This is a genomic window from Protofrankia sp. Cj3 (genome assembly GCF_917627355.1).
In the GTDB taxonomy this organism is placed as follows: Bacteria; Actinomycetota; Actinomycetes; order Frankiales; family Frankiaceae; genus Protofrankia.
Genome location: NZ_CAKJTR010000020.1, coordinates 12,418 through 32,544, shown reverse-complemented (window position 1 = coordinate 32,544; position 20,127 = coordinate 12,418). Strand labels below are relative to the sequence as shown.

At 67.9% G+C, this 20,127-nt stretch carries 18 protein-coding genes and 1 pseudogene; 10 read left to right on the top strand and 9 right to left on the bottom strand.

Translation table 11 applies throughout. The features are described from left to right. Window positions 1–119 precede the first annotated feature (119 nt). The 7 genes from MJ783_RS04640 to clpS form a co-directional block, all read right to left on the bottom strand. Window positions 120–866: an MBL fold metallo-hydrolase gene (locus MJ783_RS04640; RefSeq protein WP_239308675.1), complete on the bottom strand. Its 747-nt coding sequence runs from the start codon at window positions 864–866 to the stop codon at window positions 120–122. After that, window positions 863–1,486, bottom strand: coding sequence for a hypothetical protein (locus tag MJ783_RS23540; RefSeq protein ID WP_370651441.1), 624 nt, complete (start codon window positions 1,484–1,486; stop codon window positions 863–865). The genes MJ783_RS04640 and MJ783_RS23540 overlap by 4 nt, the downstream gene beginning before the upstream one ends. A 180-nt stretch (window positions 1,487–1,666) precedes the next feature. Then, window positions 1,667–2,614, bottom strand: coding sequence for a PLP-dependent cysteine synthase family protein (locus MJ783_RS04630; protein WP_239308674.1), 948 nt, complete (start codon window positions 2,612–2,614; stop codon window positions 1,667–1,669). A 13-nt stretch (window positions 2,615–2,627) separates the two neighbouring features. Continuing rightward, window positions 2,628–2,951: a MoaD/ThiS family protein gene (locus MJ783_RS04625; protein ID WP_239308673.1), complete on the bottom strand. Its 324-nt coding sequence runs from the start codon at window positions 2,949–2,951 to the stop codon at window positions 2,628–2,630. Between the two features lie 260 nt (window positions 2,952–3,211). Beyond that, entirely contained in the window at window positions 3,212–3,616 is a 405-nt protein-coding gene (locus tag MJ783_RS04620; protein ID WP_239308672.1) for a Mov34/MPN/PAD-1 family protein, read from the bottom strand. Window positions 3,617–3,692: 76 nt separating this feature from the next. Next, window positions 3,693–4,229 (bottom strand): DUF2017 domain-containing protein, encoded by a 537-nt coding sequence (locus MJ783_RS04615; RefSeq protein WP_239308671.1) that lies wholly within the window; start codon window positions 4,227–4,229, stop codon window positions 3,693–3,695. Between the two features lie 257 nt (window positions 4,230–4,486). After that, the gene (gene clpS / locus MJ783_RS04610) at window positions 4,487–4,777 is read right to left on the bottom strand and encodes an ATP-dependent Clp protease adapter ClpS (protein ID WP_239308670.1); all 291 of its coding nucleotides are present in this window, start codon (window positions 4,775–4,777) and stop codon (window positions 4,487–4,489) included. 975 nt (window positions 4,778–5,752) lie between these two features. Between clpS and MJ783_RS04605 the strand changes: the two genes are divergently transcribed. The 10 genes from MJ783_RS04605 to MJ783_RS04560 all read left to right on the top strand — a co-directional run bounded on the left by MJ783_RS04605 (window position 5,753) and on the right by MJ783_RS04560 (window position 18,050). Beyond that, window positions 5,753–8,206 carry a bifunctional diguanylate cyclase/phosphodiesterase gene (locus MJ783_RS04605; RefSeq protein WP_239308669.1) on the top strand — a complete coding sequence of 818 codons (2,454 nt, stop codon included), beginning with the start codon at window positions 5,753–5,755 and terminating at the stop codon, window positions 8,204–8,206. Window positions 8,207–8,353: 147 nt separating this feature from the next. Continuing rightward, window positions 8,354–9,757 carry a nicotinate phosphoribosyltransferase gene (locus tag MJ783_RS04600; RefSeq protein ID WP_239308668.1) on the top strand — a complete coding sequence of 468 codons (1,404 nt, stop codon included), beginning with the start codon at window positions 8,354–8,356 and terminating at the stop codon, window positions 9,755–9,757. Between the two features lie 94 nt (window positions 9,758–9,851). Continuing rightward, the gene (locus MJ783_RS04595; protein ID WP_239308687.1) at window positions 9,852–10,550 is read left to right on the top strand and encodes an NUDIX domain-containing protein; all 699 of its coding nucleotides are present in this window, start codon (window positions 9,852–9,854) and stop codon (window positions 10,548–10,550) included. Between the two features lie 107 nt (window positions 10,551–10,657). Then, window positions 10,658–10,852: a hypothetical protein gene (locus MJ783_RS04590; RefSeq protein WP_239308667.1), complete on the top strand. Its 195-nt coding sequence runs from the start codon at window positions 10,658–10,660 to the stop codon at window positions 10,850–10,852. A 179-nt stretch (window positions 10,853–11,031) separates the two neighbouring features. Then, entirely contained in the window at window positions 11,032–12,504 is a 1,473-nt protein-coding gene (locus MJ783_RS04585) for a helix-turn-helix domain-containing protein (protein WP_239308666.1), read from the top strand. A 13-nt stretch (window positions 12,505–12,517) separates the two neighbouring features. Continuing rightward, window positions 12,518–13,477 (top strand): NAD-dependent epimerase/dehydratase family protein, encoded by a 960-nt coding sequence (locus MJ783_RS04580; RefSeq protein WP_239308665.1) that lies wholly within the window; start codon window positions 12,518–12,520, stop codon window positions 13,475–13,477. A gap of 389 nt (window positions 13,478–13,866) precedes the next feature. Beyond that, window positions 13,867–14,412 (top strand): hypothetical protein, encoded by a 546-nt coding sequence (locus MJ783_RS04575; protein ID WP_239308664.1) that lies wholly within the window; start codon window positions 13,867–13,869, stop codon window positions 14,410–14,412. 43 nt (window positions 14,413–14,455) lie between these two features. Beyond that, window positions 14,456–16,600: an ABC transporter permease gene (locus tag MJ783_RS04570; RefSeq protein WP_239308663.1), complete on the top strand. Its 2,145-nt coding sequence runs from the start codon at window positions 14,456–14,458 to the stop codon at window positions 16,598–16,600. Beyond that, a complete protein-coding gene (locus tag MJ783_RS04565; protein WP_239308662.1) occupies window positions 16,597–17,361 on the top strand; it encodes an ABC transporter ATP-binding protein in 765 nt (254 codons plus the stop codon). The genes MJ783_RS04570 and MJ783_RS04565 overlap by 4 nt, the downstream gene beginning before the upstream one ends. After that, window positions 17,358–18,050, top strand: coding sequence for an ABC transporter ATP-binding protein (locus tag MJ783_RS04560; protein ID WP_239308661.1), 693 nt, complete (start codon window positions 17,358–17,360; stop codon window positions 18,048–18,050). The genes MJ783_RS04565 and MJ783_RS04560 overlap by 4 nt, the downstream gene beginning before the upstream one ends. A 164-nt stretch (window positions 18,051–18,214) precedes the next feature. Here the strand turns inward: MJ783_RS04560 and MJ783_RS04555 are convergent, their stop codons facing one another. Together MJ783_RS04555 and MJ783_RS04550 are read right to left on the bottom strand one after the other, a co-directional pair. Further along, window positions 18,215–19,555, bottom strand: coding sequence for an ABC transporter substrate-binding protein (locus MJ783_RS04555; RefSeq protein WP_239308686.1), 1,341 nt, complete (start codon window positions 19,553–19,555; stop codon window positions 18,215–18,217). 218 nt (window positions 19,556–19,773) lie between these two features. Further along, window positions 19,774–20,127 (bottom strand): annotated as a pseudogene (locus MJ783_RS04550) (hypothetical protein); the annotation flags it as partial.

Below are 20,127 nucleotides of genomic sequence, written 5' to 3'. Positions count from 1 at the left end.
CCGGCCCGCCGCGCCCAAGCGGCCCCTGGCCGCGTTCTCGGCCACACCGATACACCTCATCCGGTATCGGTGTGGCCCGCGGCCGTGCCAGCAACCACCTGGACGCGGCTCCCTGACGGCTAGATCTCGTAGACGGCGCCGGTCTCAGCGAGGCTCAGCGGGCCGTCGAACGTGCCCGCCGCCTCCTCCTGACTACGCTGCATGTCGCCCCAGGGCACGAGATGGGTGAGCACGAGGCGCCCGACGTCCGCCTTGGTGGCGTGCTCCCCCGCCTCGCGGCCCGACAGGTGAATGCCCGGCGGGTTGTCCTGGACATCCAGGTAGGCCGCCTCGCACAGGAACAGGTCAGCCTCCCGGGCAAGCTGGAGAAGCTGATCGCAGGCGCTGGTGTCACCCGAGTAGGTCAGCGAGCGCCCGTCGGCTGTCAAGCGCATGCCGAAGGCCTCAACCGGATGCGACACCCTTTCCAGATCGATCCGGAAAGGACCCACGTTCAACCGCCCCGGACTGATCGTCCGAAAATCATAGATATCAGCCAGAGAATCATCGGGCCAACGCTCGAACGCCGCGCACAGGCGTTCCTGGGTATTGATCGGCCCGTAGACCGGAAGCTTCGGGGGCATCCCCTCGGGATGGTAACGACGGGCGTAGGCATTCACCACAAGATCAAGGCAGTGGTCGCCATGCAGATGGGAAATGAGCACCGCGTCGACGTCCCGCAGGTCGCAGTGCCGCTGCAGTTCGCCCATGGACCCGTTCCCGGCGTCCACCACGAGCCGGAAGCCGCCGGACTCGATCAGATAGGACGAACACGCCGACCGGGGCCCCGGATAGGTGCCCGAACATCCCAGCACGGTGAGCTTCATCGAGTCACCCCCGATCCCGCCGGCCGGGCTCCCGCCACGACGGGCCGGGGCCACGCCGCCGTACCGAACCGGGCCGGCTCCCGGCGGGGACCCTGCACGATTTCTTGCCTGCTGCTCGCCAATGTGACGCCCTCTCCCATAAAAAAGCCGATGACGCCGGTCAACAAAGGATAACGGGTGCAACCCGGGATTATTGTGTCCACATCGACTTCCTGAAATGGCGCCAGATAAGCCCTGGTCAGTTCCGGCAACTGTCGGCTGTCCGTATCACCACGTTCGATCACGTCCATGAAAGCGGGGCGGGTCACGCCCATACGCCGGGCGGCAGCCCTGGTTGGGGAGGCATGCGCACGGGCACCACCGGCGCCCGCAACGGCCATACGAGGGGTCACCTCAATCGGCCGGATGTCACCGGGTCCCCCGCCGCACCGCCTGGCCGCGGCCGCGGGACCGTCGGCCCGCCGGCCTGGCTCGGCCGACAGCCGTGATCCGCTGGGACCGAGCCGCATGCCAGCGGCGGGACGACCGGTGGAGCCGGGCGGAAGCTGATCGAGCATCGCCCGCACACCGACGTGGCCGTCGCCCGCGCTGTCGAATACCCCGATGGGCGCGCCGCTCATGAGCGATCAGACTAAGCCCGAAATCCTGTTTTCACCCTGTGGCAGTGGTCACGATACCCCTGTCGAATTTTGGACACCCCGATCCGCGTAGGCATCCCAACGGCTCCCGGGCCACCGGACAGAAAATCGTGACCATTACCACATCGGATCGCTGGGCCGGTACGCCCGCACATCTTCCGATCATGCCCAGAGCTGGCCCTCCAACGCCGCCTCCGCCTCCTCCAGGGTGCCCGCGTAGGCGCCGGTGGACAGGTACTTCCAGCCACCGTCACAGACGATGATGGCGATATCGGCACGCTGCCCGGCCCGCACACACTTCTCGGCCTCGATCAGGGCCGCATGCAGGATGCATCCAGTCGAGATCCCAGCGAAGATCCCTTCCATCTCGACCAGCTCCCGAGTCCGACGCAGTGACTCTTTTGGGCCCACGGATATACGGGTAGTAAGCACACTCTCGTCGTAAAGCTCGGGAATGAATCCTTCATCAATGTTACGGAGACCGTAGACAATCTCGCCGTACCGGGGTTCCGCGGCGATGATCCGGATACCAGGTACTCGTTCGCCGAGGAAACGTCCGGTGCCCATCAGCGTCCCGGTGGTGCCGAGACCCGCGACAAAGTGGGTGATGGTCGGGAGATCTTCGAGAAGCTCCGGCCCGGTCGTCTCATAATGCGCCTGCGCGTTCGCCGGATTGCCGTACTGGTAAAGCATCACCCACTCGGGATGTTCGGCCGCCAGCCGCTTGGCCACGGCGACGGCCTCGTTCGAGCCGCCGGCCGCGGGTGAGTAGACGATCTCGGCACCCCACATGGCGAGCAGCTGGCGCCGCTCGACAGAGGTGTTCTCGGGCATCACACAGATCAGTCGGTAGCCACGCTGGCGACAGACCATAGCCAGCGAGATACCGGTGTTGCCCGAGGTCGGCTCGAGGACGGTCGCGCCGGACGCGAGGATGCCGCGCTTCTCACCATCCATGATCATCCATAGGGCCGCGCGGTCCTTGATGGAACCGGTCGGGTTGTCCTGTTCCAGCTTGGCCCACAGGCGGACGTCCGGTGACGGTGACAGCCTCGGCAGACCCACCAGCGGGGTGCGGCCGACCGAGTCCACCAAAGAGTCGAAACGCATCGGTTCCGCTGACCTACCTGCCTGCTAGTCGGCCAAAGGCGGCTCGATCATCGGTGGAGCCCCCGGCGACGGCGGGCAGGATGGTTATGCTGTCACCATCGGTGATCTTTGCGTCGAGACCGCCGAGGAAACGGACGTCCTCATCGTTGACGTAGATGTTCACGAAGCGATGCAGCTCACCACCGCCATCCGCGGAGACGAGCCGGCCTCGCAGACCCGGGAAACGGCTGTCGATGTCGGTGAACAGCGCGTCGAGGGTGCCACCAGCGCCCTCGACGACCTTGGACCCACCCGTGTAGCTGCGCAGGATCGTCGGAACGCGGACCTGGATTGCCATTGGTGCTCCTCTCGGTGTTACACGATGTTGCTCAGTGTCGCTCGGCGCCGCCGGACACGGCCGAGTTCTTCATCATCTCCGCTGGGGCGACGCGCCCGATACCACAACAACAGACATCCGCATCGGTGTGACAGCCACGCGGGGAACCGACGGGAGGGGTACCAGGATCCCGGCCGGTTCGCCCGGGGCCGCCGCGCGCGGGCACGGCTGGCCCGCCGCCGCGCCGGGGAGCACGCCAGCCACCCAGCGCGTCGCATGCCTCAGACGATTTCCACGGGTTCCTCTGTGACGGCTCCGTCGACGATGCGATACGACCGGACCTCGGTGTGCTCGGGATCACGGGTGGACGCGAGAACATAATGGGCGTTCGGTTCCGAGGCCAGCGAGATGTCCGTCCGGGAGGGGTACGCCTCGGTTGCGGTATGTGAATGATAGATCACCACTGGCTCTTCGTCCCGGTCGTCCATCACACGCCAGACCTTAAGCTGCTCGATGGAGTCGAACCGGTAGAACGTGGGCGACCGCTCCGCGTTTCGCATCGCCACGAAACGCTCCGGCCGGTCCGAACCGGCCGGCCCCGCCACAATCCCGCAGGCCTCGTCGGGGTGGTCTCGCCGGGCGTGGGCGACGATGGCCTCATAGACTGCTCGTTCGATACGCAGCACGGGCCCACCGTACGACGAGTGGCATCCACGGCGGGATGCCCGTCAGAGCGACATGGCGCGCAGGACCCGCCCCGCTTCACAACAGCGCATGCACAAGCTGGTTCTGCATGTCACCGAGGAACAGGTACAGCTCGACCACAGGTCTGCGTGGATCGTCACTCTCGACCGTGTAGAGAGCGTCGGCGGAGGCATCGTCGACCAGGTTGAGCCGGGTGCCGAACACCAGTCGCAGATCATTGAGGGTGACCAGCCAGTCCTGGATCTGATCATCATCGAGCAGGGTCCGCCCGCCGGTCGCGGGGACACTGGCCAGCACCCGGCGCGCGGCGGCGCGCTTACCCGCACGGAGATCGTCCGATGTCCGCCTGCGGTAGTCGGCCCCGGCATCAGGATCGTCGGGATAGGCGTCGGGCAGGAGCCGCGCCACCGCCGGATCGTCCGGCGGCGGTGGCGCGACAGCGCGCAACCCGACGATCGCCTCCAGCGGGTCGTCCACCGGCGGTGGTTCCAACAGCGCGTCGATCTGACCGATCAAATCGATCAACAGGGTCGCCTCGAGCGGACCGAGGACTACCTGGATGCCGTCTTTGGTACGACTGAAGCCGTTGGACACGTTCTCCCGCCCAAGATCGCCATTGCTCGACCGAACCCCGTCGCGGGCGCGCGCAGGGTCCGCCCGGCAGCTGCTGCGCCAGTGGAAAGACGCGGCAGCCGGAAGACGCGCCGTCCGGGAAACGGGCGGTCTGGCTCCGGGCTCACCGTGCTCCATCCGGACCGGCAGTCCCGAGCCTACCCATCCCCACGCCAAACCAGCCCGGCTCGGGCCAGCCCGGCACCCGGCGCGGCCGGCGAACAACTCCCAGACACGCCCTAGTCCTGCGCGATCGTGGCCCACAGGCCATAAGCATGCAGGCGGGTGGCGTCGCGTTCCATCTCCTCCCGGGTACCGGACGACACGGTGGCCCGTCCCTTGTGGTGCACGTCGAGCATCAGGGCCTTGGCCTTGTCCCGGCTGAAACCGAACAGCTTCTGGAAGACGTAAGTCACATACGACATCAGGTTGACCGGATCATTCCAGACGATCGTGACCCAGGGCCGATCGTCCTCGGCGGTCTCGTCAACCTCTGAGATGTCCTCGGGTGCGACGGTAGCAAGTGGCACGACCCCTATTGTGACGCGCCGACGATCCGTCTTCCGCCCGACCTGTGCCACCCGCCGTTCCGCGGGTCACGGTGGATGCCCCACGAGAGCTCTCATGGCCGGCAAACCCGCACTCGCGATCGATCGCGCCACGCACCGAGAAAAACACGCGAGCTGTCGCCCATCCTGCGATCACGGCGGGGAAGCCTTGCTGGGAGCGTACCGCTCGGGCAGCAAATACACCCATACCGTGGCAATAGTTAACCAAAATAGTATGTTTAGTTGTATTGGGTCCCGATTTGCCTGCATCCTTGGTCACAGCTCGCCACGGCAGCCACAGAAAAGAAAAACCTGATTAACAGCGACCAGCAACAGGGACGCGACATCGCGGGGCCAGGGCACGCGCCTCGCGCCATCGCTTCCCATCCATCGCCGCGCAATACACGGGTACCCCAGCTCGTCAGTCGCCACCCACCAGGGTGGCGCCCCCTACCGCCGCATGATGCACGCACCTCAATCCCGCTCCTTGATCTGTGCCCTGTTGCCGGGCGCTCCAAAGAACCTGGCCCGACCCCGCCCCATGCGCTTCCGCACTCGCCGAAAACGACGAGGCGCGACCCATCTCCACCCGGCGACCAGGCCTCGGCATGAAATGCCGCGAGCCTCGCACAACTTTTCTTCTGGATAAATCCGCGCATATTTCGGCAATTCCGTTTATCACGCCGCACCAGAAAGGAGAAGCTGCCGTGAACGCAGGAGTCAGCTGGGGCTGAGAGCCACCACAGGCCACGTCCACCCCGGGCCCGGGCGCATCCGGGCATATCGATGCCAACGACAGCGGCGTCAGCCCACCTGGGCCCGAGGGGTGGTACACAATCGGGGAGTAGTGAAGGATGTCCACAGTGTGAAACCCGGAAAATACCGGAAACGGCACCGCGCGGTGGCGCAGGGCCCCGGCGGCCCGGTCACAGCCCGACAGGCAGGACGGGAGCCCACATGGCCGTCGGCGCACGCTCACGGTTTCTGCCGTCCCAGTATCATCTGATCCTCATCCTAGTCACCGGCGCCGCGGCCGGTGTCACCGCAATCTCGCTGGCGCACCTGCTGACCGTGCCTGAACCCGTTGCGTGGTGGCGAATGGCCCTCGGGGTCGGCTGCCTCATGATCGGCCCGGTACCGCTGCTGCACGTCCGCTACGGGCATCACACCGGCGACCATGATCTCAGTGAGGCCGCTGTCGTGATCGGGCTGGCCCTGCTGCCCGCCCAGGACCTGATTGTGATCACCGCGGCCATCGTCCCGGCCGTGCACGCCGTCCTCGGCAGGCCGCCGGTGAAGGTGCTGTTCAACGGAGCCAGCGCCACGATCGGGGTGGCGGTGGCCGCGGGCGTCCTGTGGCTCCAGGGCGGGCATGCCGGACATCTCGGCGCGACGACCGTCGTGCTCGCCGCCGCGGCCGGCCTGGCCTTCTGCCTGTGGACCAGCCTGTCGGTCTCGCTGGTGATCTCCACGGCTCAGGGCATGCCCCTGCGCCGGACGCTTCGCGAGACCACGGGCATCAGCACGGTGATCGCCGCCGGTGGGATCGTGGTCGGCTGTGGGAGCGTCGCGCTCGCGTACACGAGCCCGGTCACCCTGGTCGTCCTCCCACCGGTACTGGCCAGCCTGGTCATGGTCTATCGGATGCACGTGAACTCGTCTCGGCAGCGGGACCGCTGGCGCCAGCTCAACGCCGCGGCCAAGGATCTCGCCGTACTCGACGGAGGGACCATCGAGACCGCGGCCAGCCGGATCGCCTACGAGATCTTCCAACCGGACGGTGTCGAGCTGACGGTCGACTCGACCGCGGTAGCGCCACCACCGCAACGGGCCGACCGGCACCGGCGGGTGGATGACGTGACGATCGCGCTGTCCGGACCCACCGGGCAGGTCGGCGTGCTGAGGCTGCGCTTTGGCGAGCCGACGATCTGGCAGGAGCACGAACAGGCCGTCCTCGCCGCGTTCGCGAACCTCGTCGCGCTGGCTGTCGCCAACGCCAGTACGTACGCCGAAGCCCACGAGCAGGCCTGCCATGACGCGCTCACCGGGCTCGGCAATCGGCGGATGCTGCAACGGCGCACCGCCGAAGCGATCGCGGGCACCACCGCGGCCGGCCCCCGGTTCGCTCTACTGCTGGTCGACCTCGATCGGTTCAGAGAGGTCAACGACACCCTCGGGCACGATGCCGGTGACCGTCTGCTGCGCGGTATCGCCGACCGGCTCCAGCGCGCCGTCCGCGCGGGCGATCTGGTGACGCGGGTGGGCGGCGACGAGTTCGCCGTGCTGCTGGCCGGCATCCGCGACGCCGAAGCCGCCGACACCGTCGCGGCCACCATCGCCAAGGCGCTGGCCCGTCCGGTCAGCTTCGAGGGAATGCTGCTCTCGGTGGAGGCGTCCGTCGGCGTCGCCTGCTTTCCCGAGGACGGCCGGACCGTCGACGAGCTCCTGCGCCGCGCGGATGTCGCGATGTACCAGGCGAAGCGAGCGCACAGCGGCTACCGCCGGTACCGGGCCGACGAGGACTCCTCCACGCTGGCGCACATGGAGCTGGTGGCGGACCTGCACGGCGCGCTCGCCGAAGGCGACATATCCCTGCACTACCAGCCACAGATCGACCTCGGCAGCGGCCGTATCGTCGCGGTCGAGGCCCTCGCGCGCTGGCGGCACCGGACCCGCGGCCTGCTCACTCCCGCGACCTTCATCGGCGCGGTGGAGCAGTCCGGGCTCATCGGCGACTTCACCCGCGCTGTGCTGGGGGAGGCGTTGTCCGCATGCGGACGGTGGCGCGCGGGCAGCGCCACCATCCGTCTTTCGGTAAACCTGTTCGCGCGTAACCTGCTGGAAGCGGATCTCGCCACCGAGATCGCGCAGCTTCTGCTCGCCAACAGCGTGCCGGCCTCAGCGCTCACGCTGGAAGTCACCGAGAGAGCGGTCGTCATGGATTCGGCGACAACCGCCCACTCCTTTGCCGCGCTCCGCGATCTCGGCGTGCGCCTCGCCGTGGACGACTTCGGCACCGGCTACAGCGCCCTCAACGTGCTGAGGCAGTTCGATCCGCACGAGGTGAAAATCGACCAGTCGTTCACCGGCAACCTCACCGACAACCCTGACAACGCCGCGATCGTGCGCGCGACCATCAATCTGGCCCACGACCTCGGGCTGCTGGTTGTCGCCGAGGGTGTCGAAGATCTCGACACGATGAACGCCCTGACCGTTCTCGGCTGTGATCTTGCTCAGGGGCGGTTCATCAGGCCGCCCTGCCCAGCCGAGGAAATCACGGCGCTGCTGCGGGACGCCGGCCGGCTGACCACCCCCCACTCGGCCGATGTGCTGCCGTTCCCCACCGCCTACCAGCGATCACGCCAGCAGCGCCGCGCCCGCTCCTACCAACCGAAGGACGCGCGATCGTAGCCCTTCCCCGGCCTCTCCCGGCCTCTCTCCCGGCCTCTCTCCCGGCGCCTCTCACCGCACCTCGTCACGGCCCCGGGAACAGCGGAGCGGGCTGGCCCGCCCCCGGACCACGAGCGCCTATCGGCCAAGGTCCCTACTCTGGTCGGAATGGCCACGTCCACACCGCCGTCCATGCGCCCCACCGGGCAGACATCGACGGCTCTGCTGACCGACCACTACGAGTTGACGATGCTGCAGGCCGCGTTATGGTCTGGAGCGGCATCGCGCCGGGTGGTCTTCGAGGTGTTCACCCGGGCGCTGCCAGCCGGCCGCCGGTTCGGTGTGGTCGCCGGCACCGGACGTCTCCTGGAGGCCCTTGAGACGTTCCGCTTCGGCCCCGATGAGCTCACCTTCCTACGCCGCGCCGGGATCGTGGACGCAGCCACCACCGACTATCTGGCCGCGTACCGGTTCGGCGGGGACATCCACGGCCTCGCCGAGGGCGAGCCGTTCATGCCGAACACCCCGGTGCTGGTCGTAGAAGGAACCTTCGCTGAATGCGTCCTGCTGGAGACGCTGGTGCTGTCCGTGCTCAACCACGACAGCGCGATCGCCGGCGCGGGTGCGCGGATGGTCGCCGCGGCGGCGGGACGGCCCTGCATCGACATGGGTTCACGCCGTGCCCATGAGCAGGCCGCCGTTGCCGCGGCCAGGGCCGCCTACCTGGTCGGGTTCACCGCCACCTCGAACCTGGAAGCGGCCCGGCGGTGGGACATCCCGAGCAGCGGGACGGCCGCGCACGCGTTCACCCTCGTCCACCCGTCCGAGCAGGTGGCGTTCGCCGCCCAGATCGCCTCGCTCGGCATTGACACGACGCTGCTTGTCGACACCTACGACGTGCCGTCAGCGATCGCGACCGCGGTGGACACAGCCGGCCCGGGGCTCGGCGCGATCCGCCTGGACAGCGGCGATCTCGGCCCCGCGGCCTGGGCCGCCCGAGCGCAGCTGGACTCGCTCGGCGCGCAGAGCACCCGCATCATCGCGACCGGCGATCTGGACGAACACGTCATCTCCAGGCTTTCGCACGCGCCGGTCGACGGTTACGGCATCGGTACGAAGCTCGTCACCGGTTCGGGAGCGCCCACCGCCGGGTTCGTCTACAAAATCGTCGAGGTGGACGGGACCGGCGTCGCCAAGATGTCAGCTGGTAAGAGCACCAAGGGATGGCGCAAGCGGGTAAGCCGCCGCCACGACCGGAACGGGGTCGCGGTGGCGGATGTGATCACAATCGACACCACCGGGTCCGCCGGCCCCAACAGCGACGGATCGGCCAGGCTCGGCACACCTGGGAGCGGCCCGCGCGAAACCGACCTGGACCGGGGACTGCTCCTACCGCTGGTGCGCGGCGGAACGGTCCTGGACACGGCACGGACCAACGCGAACGGGCTGCTGGCGGCGCGCGCGCACCACGAGGCGACCGTGGCGAGCCTGCCGGCGGACGCCCGCTCCATCGCCTTCGGCGGACCGTGCCTGCCGGTCATCACCGTCGGGACGCCCGTTGGGCGACGGTGATGACCGCGCGTCCGACCTGACCGGGCAAGCGGGAGCTGAGGCGGCAACCGGGCGGCCGGCGGGAGCACAGCCACCCGCGCGCGGCGCGGCGGAGGTGTTCCCCGGGCCAGCGATCGCGGTGAGTGTGGACGTCGTCCTGCTCACCCTGCGGGCCGGTCAGCTCTGTGTGCTGGTCACGCAGCGCGCGTCTCCGCCGTTCCAGGACGACTGGGCGTTGCCCGGTGGCCTCGTCCGGGTGGACGAGGACCTTGACGCCTCAGCCCGCCGCCAGCTCACCGAGGAAACCGGAGTCGCCGCTTCGGGCCATCTTGAGCAGCTACGGACCTACGGACGCCCGGACCGCGATCCCCGGGCCCGGGTCGTCAGTGTGGCCTACCTCGCGTTGCTGCCGAACCTGCCCCCTCCGCCGGGAGCCGATCGCGACGGGCCGCGAGCCCGCTGGTGGCCGGTGGAGGATCTGGGCTCAGCGGACGGCCCGACCCTCGCCTTCGACCATCCGGCGATCGTCGCTGACGGCATGGAGCGGGCCCGCAGCAAACTGGAGTACACCCCGCTCGCGGCGGCCTTCTGCGAGGAACCGTTCACCCTGGCTGACCTGCGTCGCGTCTATGAGGCGGCCTGGGGAGCCCCGCTGGATCCCCCCAACTTCCGCCGCAAGGTCCTGTCAACAACAGGCTTCGTGGTACCGGTGGGCGCCCGAGCCGCGCCACGTGGCGGGGGACGCCCCGCCGAGTTGTACCGGCGGGGCTCGGCCACCGCCCTGCATCCCCCGCTGCTGCGCCGGACCGTGTGACCAGGAGACCGGCAACAGCACCAGCTTCACAGCACCAGCTTCACAACGCCGGGCGCACAGCACCGGGCGCCTCGTCCGGTGACAACTCACATGAGATCGTTGTCAGCGTGGATCCCAGCAACGCCGGAATATTCCTCGTGCTCGTCGGCGGAGCACTGTGCGCGCTGCTGTTCTTCGCCGGCCGGGCTGGGCGGAGCCTCGCCGGCGAGCTCTGGAGCCGGTTGGGCCTCCTGCGCTGGATCTTCCTATTGATCATAGTGGTCATTCTTTTCGATCTCGCCGACGGCGCCGTGAACCGCTGAGCGGGTTCCCCCCGTCGCGACATGACTCGAACGTTCGTAAGCGGAACGTGCCATTATTCTTACGCACAGGCACGCCTTTCCTGTACCGAAAGCAACCGTTTTGTAGCTATGCGCCGACAGTCATCTAACTAGTTATACTTAACTCCCAGCAAGCCCAAAACAGGACGAAAGGATCGCGGGTGACTGGTCAACCATGGCTGTGGATGCCCCCGCACCAGGCATCGCGTCCCGTCGGCGTGGGGCTGCTCCTCCGTTCATACCGGCAGACCTACGGACTCACCCAGCAGCAGCTTGCCGAACGGCTCGGCTTCGACCAGTCCTATGTCTCGAAGGTCGAAAGCGGCCGGCGCGCCATCCACGACATCTCCACACTCCGCCACATCGCCCGCAGGCTCTCCCTGTCGCCCGAGGACGTGGGGCTGGCCGCGGGCTCCCTCGCCGACCTCCGCAGGGACAGCAGCACAACCGTGGACCCCCTCGCCGAGCGGGTCGCGGCGAGCCAGCGCACCTGGCGGCTGACACGCGACCACCTCAACCACCACCGGATCCGCCTGGCCCGTGCCGCCGCCCAACTCTATCCCGAGGCCTACCGGCTCGGTAACGGCCTGCTGACCGGGCCCGGCTGGATGTGGGACGCGCCCATCGACATCGCCGACGTCGGGCTGGAATGGTCGGATGCGACACACCCGCCCACCATCTCGGGCACGGGTACCGATACCGAACACGTCCGCCCGCTCACTGGCGACGGGTCCGCCTTCGGGACCTACGCCCGAGCCATGCGTGACCTCGACCGGCCCACTCTTTTCGAGAACCGCCTGAGCTTCCGGCTCCTGGAGGCCGTCCGCGCCGGGAGTAACGGCCACCCGAAGCTGTCCTTCGGGCACACCACCTACTTTGATGCCCTTGATGTGTGTGAGTCGGTGGCGCATGAGGCCGCCGCGGCAATGATCGACGGCGGCCTGTCCTGGCCGGCGCTGCCCTTCCGGCGCCGGATCGGGGACCCGTTCGATCTGGAACGGCGGGTCGCGTTACCCTCCATCAACACGCTGACCATCCGTTACGACAAAACCCGAGCCAGCTTCGTACTGCACCGGCGCAGTGCCGGTTCGGTCGCCACCGCCGGCGGTGTTTACCATATCCTGCCGGCCGGGGTGTTCCAGCCGTCAGGAATCTCCGCTTCCCACCACCGGACGGACTTCAACCTATGGCGCAACATCATGCGTGAGCTGAGCGAAGAGCTTCTCGGTAACGCCGAGCACGACGGCAGCAGCTCCTCGTTGATCGACTATGACGGCAGCGAGCCCTTCCGCTCGCTGGAACAGGCCCGCCGGTCCGGACGTGTCCGCGTGTGGTGTTTCGGCGTGGGCCTCGACGCGCTGACGCTCTTCGGCGAGATCCTGACTGTCGTGGTCATAGACGCTGATGTGTTCGACACGTTGTTCAGCGGGATGGTAGCGATGAACGCCGAAGGATCCGTGGTCACGACGGGACCGAACCAGCGGGCCTGCGACGGCATTCCGTTCACGGCGGCGACCGTCCGCCGGCTGATCGAGCAGGAACCACTCGCTCCCTCGGCCGCGGCCTGTCTGGATCTCGCATGGCGCCACCGCGGAACGCTGCTTCCGGGGCTGCGTATGCGGGCCACCCTCTGAGCGCGCCAGAGCCATGCGTGTTCTCGTGACCGGTGCGGCCGGTTTTGTGGGCGGAGTCGTCGCGGACACCCTCGCCGCGGCTGGCCATCAGGTCACCGCCCTCGTTCGCAACGAGCCGCCCCCGGCCCGGCTGACCCCGGGCATAGAGATCGTCAAAGCCGACCTGCTGGAGATCCACACACTCGCGGCGGCAGGCATCGACCGTGGGTTCGACGCGGTCTGTCACCTCGCCGCCCTGACCCGGGTGCGCGAGTCACAGAGCGACCCGCTGCGGTACTTCGCGGTGAACGTGACAGGCACCGTGAACCTGCTGAGCCTGCTCGAGCGCGGCACCCAGATCAGCGACATCGCGCCGATCGTCGTCCTGGGCTCAAGCTGCGCGGTCTACGGCACACCCGAGACCCAGCCCATCCCCGAGACCCAGCCGCCGGCACCGACAAACGCATACGGTGCCTCCAAAATTTCCGCCGAGCAGATCGTCACCCACCAGGCCGCGACCGGCCGGATCGGCGCGGTGGTGCTGCGCTCCTTCAACATCGCGGGCGCCGCGGGCGGGCACGCGGACAACGACCGGAGCCGGATCATTCCAGCGGCGCTGGCGGTGGCGGCGGGCACGTCCGATGTCTTCGGCGTCAACGGGGACGGCGCGGTGATCCGCGAGTACGTGCACGTCGCCGACATGGCCGATGCCTATCTTGCGGCCCTGGACGCCGTGCCGCCTGGCCACAGCGAAATCTTCAACGTCGGCACAGGCGCTGGCGTCAGCGTCGCGGAGGTACTCGCGGCGGTCGAACGCGTCACCGGCCGTACCGTACGGCAGGTGCGCCGGCCCCCCGCGGCCGAACCGCCCATGCTGGTTGCCGACAGTCGCCGCATCCGGGCGAAACTGACATGGCGCCCAACCCGCTCGACAATCGACCGGATCGTCGCCGACGCATGGGACCACACAGCCCCGCGCACATCCGTTCAGTGATCGGCCAGGGCGGCTACGCCCACCGGCCCTGGCGAGGCGGCGGAAACAGCTATGATGTGGACGACATCGGCGATATGGATGGATGCGTATGGATGCGTCATGAATCATGCCGCAATACCGATTCCCAGCCGGCCGGGCGTCGCCATCCGCCCTGCCGGCCGACGGAATCGTCGTAAGATTTACGATCATCTATCCAGCGGATAGTCGATGTCACCGCATAGCCAACCATCCATCACAAAAAACCCTCGGCGAAGTCAACGCAGCACGCATCGATGCCTGGCACTAATCTGACTTAACGCTGATCGGGACCGGTCAGCTGCGCCGGAACCGACGCGTGTCGGACAATCGGCTGCTGTCGCAGCCGCGGCGCATTCTGGGGGAGACACAGGGTGGACAGACAACCTGCGGGCGGGCAGCGCCCTCGGCCGACGTCTCGGGTGGTCGTCGACGTGGTACGCGCGGTGCGCGGCTGGGTTGTGGCAGTCGCGGGCGGTGTGCTTCTGTTCGGTTGCTACCTGGGTGTCTCCGCGGAGACCGACCCCGGGCGTCAGCTCCCCTACTTCGCCTCCGGTGGGCTCGGCGGGCTCGCGCTCGTCCTGCTCGGGTGCGCGCTGCTGGTAGCCGACCAGATCGACGCCGTCTCGAAGAACGATCGCCGGACAGACCATCAGGTGGACGAGCTGCACCGGCTTATCGTCACCGCGGCCAGCGCCGGCTTTGTCCCGCCCACCAGCGCTCCGGCGCCCCCCGCCAGCGGCACAGCCCCGGCCAGCTACGACGACGAAGGCCTCTTCGCGGTGCCCGCGGGGCGGACCTACCACCGTCGTACCTGCGAAATGATTGTCGGGAAACCCGCGCAGCCGGTGGATTCCGACCAGATCGCGACACGCGGCCTGACGGCCTGCACCATCTGTGAACCAAAGATCATCACGTGAGACGGCCGGGCCAGCCCCCGCGGCCGCGGCGGGAGGATTGACGGTGACAAGCATCAACCTGGCATTTGCCGGAATTTCCATCGGGGCAATCGCCGCTCTTTCCGGTATCGGCCTGCTTGTCACCTATCGGACCAACGGTGTCCTCAACATCGCTCAAGGTGGTATCGCGGCGCTGGTCGCCTACGTCTTTCGCGAAATGGTCGTGGAATGGGAGCTGCCCATCTGGGCGTCGGCGCTGCTCTCGCTCGCGGTGATCTCTCCGGTGATCGGCCTGTTGCTCGAGCGCTTCGTCTTTCGCCCGCTCGCCCGCCGGCGTGCCTCCGCGGCCGAATCCCTGGTGGCGAGTTTGGGCGTGCTGGTCCTCACCGTCGGGATGACCGCCGGCATCTGGGGGCTGGGTTCCCGCCCAGACGCGCCAAGCCTGTTCCCGGCCCGCGCGATCCGGCTGCCGGGTAACAACCGGATTAGCGTGGACGCGCTCGCCGAGCTGGCTCTGGTCGTCACCGTGTGTGTTGTCCTCGGGGTCATCACGACCCGTACCCGGTTCGGCAGACAGGTCCGGGCCGTGGTGGACGACCGCCAGCTCGCCGAGCTTTCGGCGATTCCGGCCGACCGGGTCGCGGCCGCCGGATGGGCCGTCGGCACCACCCTCGCCGGGTTCACCGGCATCCTGCTGGCTCCGCGGCTACAGCTCACTCCGTACGGGCTCACGCTGCTGGTCCTGGAAACGTTCGCGGTGGTCGTCGCCGCCCGCCTGGCCAGCATGCCGGGTGCGGTCATAACCGCGCTGGCCATCGGCATCCTGCAAAGCGAGCTGAGCCAGTTCCAGGTGACCGGCAGATTCGCCGCGCTGTTTCTCGCCGTGCAGTCCAACCTGTTCGTGGCCGCGCTGCTCATTCTGCTGCTGGTGGTCCCCCGCTTGCGTGAGCTCGGCGGGGACGCCGGCTCCACCGGCCGCTTCTCCAGCCGCGGCGCGCCGCCGTCGGGCCCACCCGGCCCTGCCGATCAGCGCCGCGACGTGCTCGGGAAGCTGGGCGGCGCGGCGCTGCTCCTGGCTCCCCTCACCTTCGCTCCCCCGGACCTGCGTAACGCCTTCACCGTGCCGGCCCTTGCGCTGATCTTCCTGTCCTTGGTGATCGTCACCGGCTACAGCGGCCAGGTCTCCCTGGGCGTCGCCGGCTACGCCGGGCTCGGGGCGCTGCTGTCCGCCAAGCTGGCCGCCGGCGCGCTGTTCGGGCTGCCGGCCCTGCCCGGCCCGGCCGCCCTGCTGCTGGGCGCGCTGCTGGTCGCCCCGGTCGGTCTGCTCACCGGGTACCCCGCGATCCGGCGGCGGGGCCTCACCCTGGCGCTCACGACGTTCGCGGTCGGAGCGGTCGTGTCCCGCTTCGTGTTCCAGCAGCAGACGTTCGTCGCCAGGCTGCACGTCACGCCATTGTCCGTTGCCCACCGTACGTTATCCGACCGCTGGTTCTACGTCGTGGAGCTGCTCTGTCTCGGGCTCGGCCTGCTCGTGGTCCGCAACCTGCATGAGGGACGGCTGGGCAGGGCGCTGCTGGCAGTGCGTGACCACACCGAGGGCGCGGCCGCGGTCGGCGTCGACGTCCGCAACCTCAAGTTGCTGTCCTTCACCGTCTCCTCTGTCGTGGCCGGGCTCGGCGGCGCTCTGCTGATGCTCGGCTCATCCTCTTTCGATCCTGAAACGTTCTCCCCGCTCAACAGCCTGCTGTGGTTCACCGCGGTCGTCGTCTTCGGCGCGGACAGCGCCGCCGGTGCCGTCGTCGCGGCTGGCTTCATCGTCACCATCGACACGCTGGCCCCGGCCGGTTCATCCACCCTCGCGGTCGGCATCCTCGCGCTCACCCTGGGCTGGCTGCCGGGTGGGCTCGCCTCCGCCGTCCGGGGTGTCATCACGTTCCTGAGCGGCCGCCTCGCCGAAGATCTTCCCTATGCCGCCGGAACCCCGCTCACCCCAACCGGGCGTCAGCCGATCCTGTCAGTTCCACCGTCAGGTGTGCTGTCAGTCGTGCCGTCCAGCAAGGTGGCCACCGCCGCCGTGACGCCCGCGGGACACCGGTACCCGGCACCTCAGAACGCACCCGCGTTGTCCCCGTTCGGGCAGGCCCTCGTCGCCTGGGTGCGGGAGGGTACGCGCCTGGCACCTGTGACCGGCGCGAGGAGGACGCGGTGAGCCGGGCTGAACTCAGCGGCCACGGGCTCGTCCGCGGCTACGGCGGGCTCATCGCGGTCAACAAGGTCGACATCACCGTTGCGCCAGGCAAAGTCACCGGGCTGATCGGGCCGAACGGCGCCGGCAAGTCAACACTGTTCAGCCTGCTCACCGGCGTGGAAAAACCCGACAAAGGCACGGTCTCACTCGGCGGCCGAAACATCACCCGGATGCCCCCGGATGCCCGCGCCCGCCGCGGCCTGGTTCAGACCTTCCAGGTCCCGTCGCTGTTCTCCAGCATGACCGTCATGGACAACCTCCTGGTCGGCGCTGAGAACAGGCGCCGCGACTACGCGGGCGGGCTGTTCGGGCTGACGCCGCGCGGCGCCGCCAGGGCCCAGCGCATGGCAACCCGTACGCTGGACTCGCTCGGTCTCACGGGCATCGCCGACGTGACCGCGGGAACGCTGTCCACGGGCGCGCTGCGCCTGGTCGAGCTGGCGCGTGCGTTGTGCGCCCGTCCCGATGTCCTGCTGCTGGACGAGCCGGCGAGCGGCCTCGACGGGCAGGAAACCGAGCGGCTGTCCGCGCTGTTGCGCCGGGTCGCCGCCGAAGGGGTCGGCGTCCTGCTGGTCGACCACGATGTCGAGCTGGTCTTCTCCGTCACCGACCAGGTGTACGCGATGGTCGGCGGCAGCATCGTAGCCGAGGGCGCGCCAGCTGCCGTCCGTGACGACCCGACCGTCCGGTCCGTCTACCTTGCCCAGGGGCCGCTGGCATGAGTGCCGAACTGATACTCACGGGAGCACGGGCCGGCTACCGCACCATCGAGGTCCTGCACGGTCTCGACCTGACCGTTCCGGCCGGCAAGGTCACCGCGTTGCTCGGGGTCAACGGAGCCGGTAAGAGCAGCACGCTACGGGTGCTCGCCGGCCTGTTACCGCTTCGGTCAGGATCGCTGACCTGGCGCGGCAAGAAAATCACCAAGATGTCCGCGCTGGACCGCGCCCGAGCGGGCCTCATGCTTGTGCCGGATGAACGGGCGGTGTTCGCCAGCCTCACCGTCGAGGAGAATCTTCGGGTCATCGTGGAGGCAATGGGCCGCCGGGACATCTCACCCGCGCTGGCGGCCTTCCCTCGCCTCGGTGAGCCCAACCGGCTGAGCCAGCGGGCCGGGACGCTGTCCGGCGGGGAACGGCGCATGCTGGCGCTGGCCCGTGTCCTGCTGGCCCAGCCCAAGGTGCTGCTCGTCGACGAGCTGTCGCTCGGCCTGTCGCCGAAGGTGGCGAGCGAACTGTTCGCGTGGCTCTCGACGGTGGCCGTCGGTGGGACGACGGTCGTCCTCGCCGACCAGTACACCGAAGAAGCTCTGAACCTCGCCGACGTCGTCTATGTGCTGCACCGCGGCGAGTGTTCGTTCGTCGGCGATCCCGCCGAGCTGAAACCGAGCGTGTCCGCGGACCCAGTCTGACCCGGTCTGACCCGTTCCGGACCGGTTCGTAGCGTTCCGTAGTGGTTCGGTAACGGGTCAGACCGGGTCCCGATGGCTGCCCACCGATCGAGCCCGAGGGCGCGGACCTCCCCCGCCGCGCGAAAACAATCACCGCGCGGCCGTTGGCCCCCCAGCCGCGCGAACTACTCAGCGGGGTAGGGCAGGTTCGGGACGTCGAAACAATTAGTATCCAAACCTTTGCCCTGAGTCGCCCAAGCGCCCTTTCCGCCGTTCGCTGAGTCCTCCCACTTGGCGACCTCAATGCAATTGTGATCAGTAGCCGGCGGAGCCGGAATCTTGGTGAAATTGCGCGGGGCAAGCAAACCGTCACCGGTGTAGTCCTGCGGTCGGTTCATGAAGCTTTCGACACATCCGCGGGTGAGATTGACGCCGCAGGACCTCATCGCATCGGTGAGCCAGGCGGCGGACACATAGCCCTCAAACGTCCACATGTTCAGCTGGCCCTCGCGCGCGGGCTCGTACTTCGCCATCGCCTCGCGGAACTTCGCCACGGCCGGATAGCTCGTGTCGTTGTAGTTACGGGTCGAGCTGATCGCGTAGGTGGCGCTCCGGCAGCCTGGCGCGTCCGCAAAGGTCTTGCCGAAGGTGTCGGTCCACCCCTGGCTCGTGGTCACCTTCGCCTTGACCGTGAGCCCCTGCGCCTGCATGGACTTGCACAGGGACAGGTTACCGGTGTCCTCCATCGCGTCAAAGATCACATCAACCCCGCGTGACTTCATGTCCAGCACGGCGGCGTCGAAGTTCGGAAGCCCGAGGTTGATCTCTTTTTCGATGACCGTGTACCCTTCCTGGCGCAGGCCGTCAGCCACCGACTTCGCATAGCGCTGGGAAGGCGCGACGTTGTAGTACACGACGCCCGCGGTCTTGGTGTTCAGGTTCTCCTTGAGCCACCGGTAGTTCTCCGTGCCCGCATAGAGCGTGCCGCCATAGCCGGGCCGACCGCCGTCGCGCGGGTAATAACTGCCATAAAGAGAGTAAAGGTGCGGATACTGGTCGTAGGCATTACCGATCGGCTGGCCAGCGATGTCCGGTACGCCTTTGGAGTTGAGGTACGGCGCCCCGTCATAGTTGAACGCCGCCACCCCGGCCAACGCGAAGACCTTCTCATCGTCGACGAGCTTGCGGACGCACGCCGCGTTGTCCGGCCCGCTGCCATGGTCATCGCACTGGACGAACGTCACTTTGCGGCCGTTCACCCCACCGGCCGCGTTGAGCGCGTCGAAGTACGCCTTGGCCCCGTACAGGGAACCGGAGAACGTCGTCGGCCCCAGTGGGCTCGTCAGACCGACAATGGCACCGACCTTGATGTCGTTCGCGGTCACACCGGTGTCCGACGCGGTGTTCGCGCCGCCCCCCTGGGACGGGCCGCTGGGCGGCGTGCCCTGGTTACTCACCCTGCTTCCGCAGGCCGCAAGCACAAGGACGGACAGTGCGGCTGTGACGACGAGCGACTTCGCTCGTATGGGCATTACTCTCCCTCGTGATCGCTGGTTGCCTCAGACGTTATTGCGCTTCCCGGGATTCCGCGCGCCACCCCTCCAAGATCAAAAATTGCACGCGGGCAGGAACGGCACCAGGAACGTCCGGTAGCGCCCGGTCAGGCACTGGCCATCATCACGATGGCAATCAGCATCGCGGTTCAACTCCCGCCGAGCCGACTGTACTGGTCATGTTTTTATGATCAACCACCGTGGCGCGTCCGAAAGCGCCGCCACCACCGTCTGCGTGACACCGACGCGATGGGATGCGCCGACACGAGAACCTGGCCGTCCTCCGTGAACACCTCATTCTGGCCGCCCCCGACAGGGCTGTTCCCGGAATCACCGTTTGCGGGATCATCGCGGCTGAAGTCGGCAGCGGCCTCAGCGGGACCGGCACCGTTGGTGCCCGGCGTGGACGCGGTGGTGGACGCGGTGGTGGACAGCAGCGTCACCGTGGAGGACAGCTGATCACGCTCGACAGTGGAGCCCGCGGCCACGGACGGCACCTCGACAACCGCGGGTGTCACCTCGCTGGACGCGAGCGATGCTTCAGC